Annotated in this window: 1 protein-coding gene and 1 pseudogene; one reads left to right on the top strand and one right to left on the bottom strand. The window is 72.8% G+C overall.

What is annotated here, in order from left to right:
- Positions 1-2266, top strand: a 2266-nt coding sequence (locus ACSNN7_RS28715; RefSeq protein ID WP_436684180.1) for an AbfB domain-containing protein, incomplete at its 5' end; no start/stop codon positions are given.
- A gap of 104 nt (positions 2267-2370) precedes the next feature.
- Here the strand turns inward: ACSNN7_RS28715 and ACSNN7_RS28710 are convergent.
- Positions 2371-2758 (bottom strand): annotated as a pseudogene (locus ACSNN7_RS28710) (MFS transporter); the annotation flags it as partial.

Here is a 2758-nt window from a genome sequence, read left to right as displayed (position 1 = left end):
CGCCCAGGCGGTCCCCCCGAAGACCCCGCCCCTGACCACGCCCTGGACCGCCCAGGCGCTCTCCGGCACGCCGCTGCCTGAGTACCCGCGCCCCCAGATGACCCGCCCCGACTGGCAGAACCTCAACGGCGAGTGGCAACTGCGGCAGTCCGCCACCGACGACCCGCCCCAGTTCGGCACCACCCTGCCCGAACGGGTCAACGTGCCCTTCCCGGTGGAGTCGGCGCTGTCCGGGGTACGCCGCTCCCCCGGCGACGACCGCAGCTGGCTGTACTACCGGCGCCTGTTCACCGTCCCCGCCGGCTGGGCCGGCCGGCAGGTGCAGCTGCACTTCGGTGCCGTCGACTGGCAGACCACCGTCTGGGTCAACGGCGTGCAGGTCGGCAGCCACACCGGCGGCTACGATGCGTTCACCTTCGACGTCACCGCCCGCCTCAACGGCGGCAGCAACGAACTCGTCGTCAAGGTCTTCGACCCCAGCGACAGCCGGCAGAACGGCACCCTGCCACCGATCGGGAAGCAGACCAGGACCCCCGGCGGCATCTTCTACACCCCCAGCTCCGGGATCTGGCAGACCGTCTGGCTGGAGCCCACCCCCGCCGCGTCGATCAGCAGCGTCGACCTCTACCCGAGCCTCGCCGACAACCGGTTGCGGGTACGGGTCTTCACCCGCGGCAACGTCAGCGGGCACAGCGTCCTGGCCGAGGCCCTCGACGGCAGCACCGTCGTCGGCTCGGCCACCGGCGGCTTCACCGAGTTCTCGGTGCCGGTGCCGAACGCCCGCCGCTGGTCCCCCGACGACCCCTTCCTCTACCACCTGCGGGTCACCCTGCGCGGCAGCGGCGGGGCGACCGTGGACCGGACGACCCACTACTTCGGCATGCGGGAGATCACCACCGGCCTGGTCAACGGGGTGCTGCGGCCGAAGCTCAACGGCCAGTTCGTGTTCCAGGTCGGCACGCTGGACCAGGGCTACTGGCCCGACGGCATCTACACCGCGCCGACCGACGCGGCGCTCGCCTTCGACCTGCAGAAGCACAAGGACCTCGGCTTCAACATGGTCCGCAAGCACATCAAGGTGGAGCCGCAGCGCTGGTTCTACCACGCCGACCGCCTCGGCCTGCTGGTCTGGCAGGACGTCCCCTCGCTCACCGCGCAGGACGTCAACCCGACCGACGCGCAGCAGGCGCAGTTCGAGGCGGAGGCCCGCGAGATAGTCGACGAGCACCGCAGCTCACCGGCGGTGGTCGCGTACACCGTCTACAACGAGGGCTGGGGCGAGCGCGCGCTGGCCGACACCCGGCGGGTGGGTCAGGCGGTCAAGAACCAGGACCCGACCCGGCTGGTCAACACGCACAGCGGGTACAACTGCTGCCAGTCCCTCGGCAACCCCGGCAACGGCGACATCGACGACTGGCACGTCTACGTCGGCCCGGGCTCCCCGCAGCCCTCAAGCAGCCGGATCGCCGTGCTCGGCGAGTTCGGCGGGCTGGGACTGCGCACCCCGGGGCACGAGTACAGCCCGAACGGCAACTTCCTGGCCTACGAATGGCAGCCCGACTCGACGGCGCTGACCAACCGGTACGTCGGCCTGGTGCAGGGCACTCGCAACCTGATGATCGGCCGGGGCCTGAGCGCGTCGGTGTACACCGAGATCACCGACGTGGAGGGCGAGCTCAACGGCTTTCTCACCTACGACCGCCAGGTCGTCAAGATGGACCAGGCCCGGGTCCGGCAGGCCAACCAGGAGCTGATCGCCGCCTCGAAGGCGATCGGCAACTCCACCCCGGTCGCCCTGCCGGTCGGCCAGCGCCGCTCGTTGCAGGTGACCACGCCCGGCTACACCGACCGCTACCTGCGGCACCGCGACAGCCTGGCCTACACCGAGGTGGTGAGCGCCGGCAGCCCGGCGCTGCTCAAGGCCGACGCGACGTACACGATCCGGGCCGGCCTCGCCGACGCCGCGTGCTACTCGTTCGAGTCGGTGAACTACCCCGGGCAGTACCTGCGCCACGCCTTCTCCCGGGTGCGCAACTCGCCCGACGACGGCTCGGCCCTGATGCGCGCCGACGCGACCTGGTGCGCGCGTACCGGGCTGACCGGCAGCGGGGTCTCGCTGGAGTCGTACAACTTCCGGGGCTCGTTCCTGCGTCACTACGATTCGCAGGTGTGGCTGAGCGACGGAGCGGGCGGCGAGGCCTGGAACACCCCGAACCTGTGGGCGGCGGACAGCACCTGGACCGTCGCCGCACCGTGGGCGCCCTGACCCCCGGTCGGCGGTGACCCGCTGCGCCGGTCGGCCCCGAGGAGCGGGCCGACCGGCGCAGCGGGCGCGCACTCGCCGGGCTCGCCCGGACCGCCGGCCGGTCGCTAGGTGCGGTCGGCGGCCGGCGGCTGGTGCCGGTGCGGCCGGTTGCGGACGAGGGCGAGCGCGAGGACCGCGGCGGCGAGGAAGACCACGGCGTTGACCCGCAGGCCGGCCTGCACACCGGCGGTCAGCGCCTCGGCGAGCGCCTGCCGCACCGGTCCGGGCGGCGTCTCGGTGCCGCCGCCACCGGCCGTCACGGCCGCCTGCACGGCGGTGCGGGTGGCCTCGGGTACGCCGTGGGCGGCAAGCCGGCCCGGCAGGTCGGCGATCAGCGTGGTGGTGAGCAGGGTGCCCAGCAGCGACGCGCCGGTCACGGCCCCGAGCTGGCGGGCGGTGTTGACCGCCGCGGAGGCCATCCCGGCCTGGGCGGGAGCGACGCTGGCCAGGGCC

Source organism: Micromonospora sp. URMC 105 (genome assembly GCF_051386295.1).
GTDB lineage: Bacteria > Actinomycetota > Actinomycetes > Mycobacteriales > Micromonosporaceae > Micromonospora.
The sequence above is the reverse complement of the archived record's forward strand: the minus strand, read 5'-3'. Positions and strand labels throughout refer to the sequence as shown.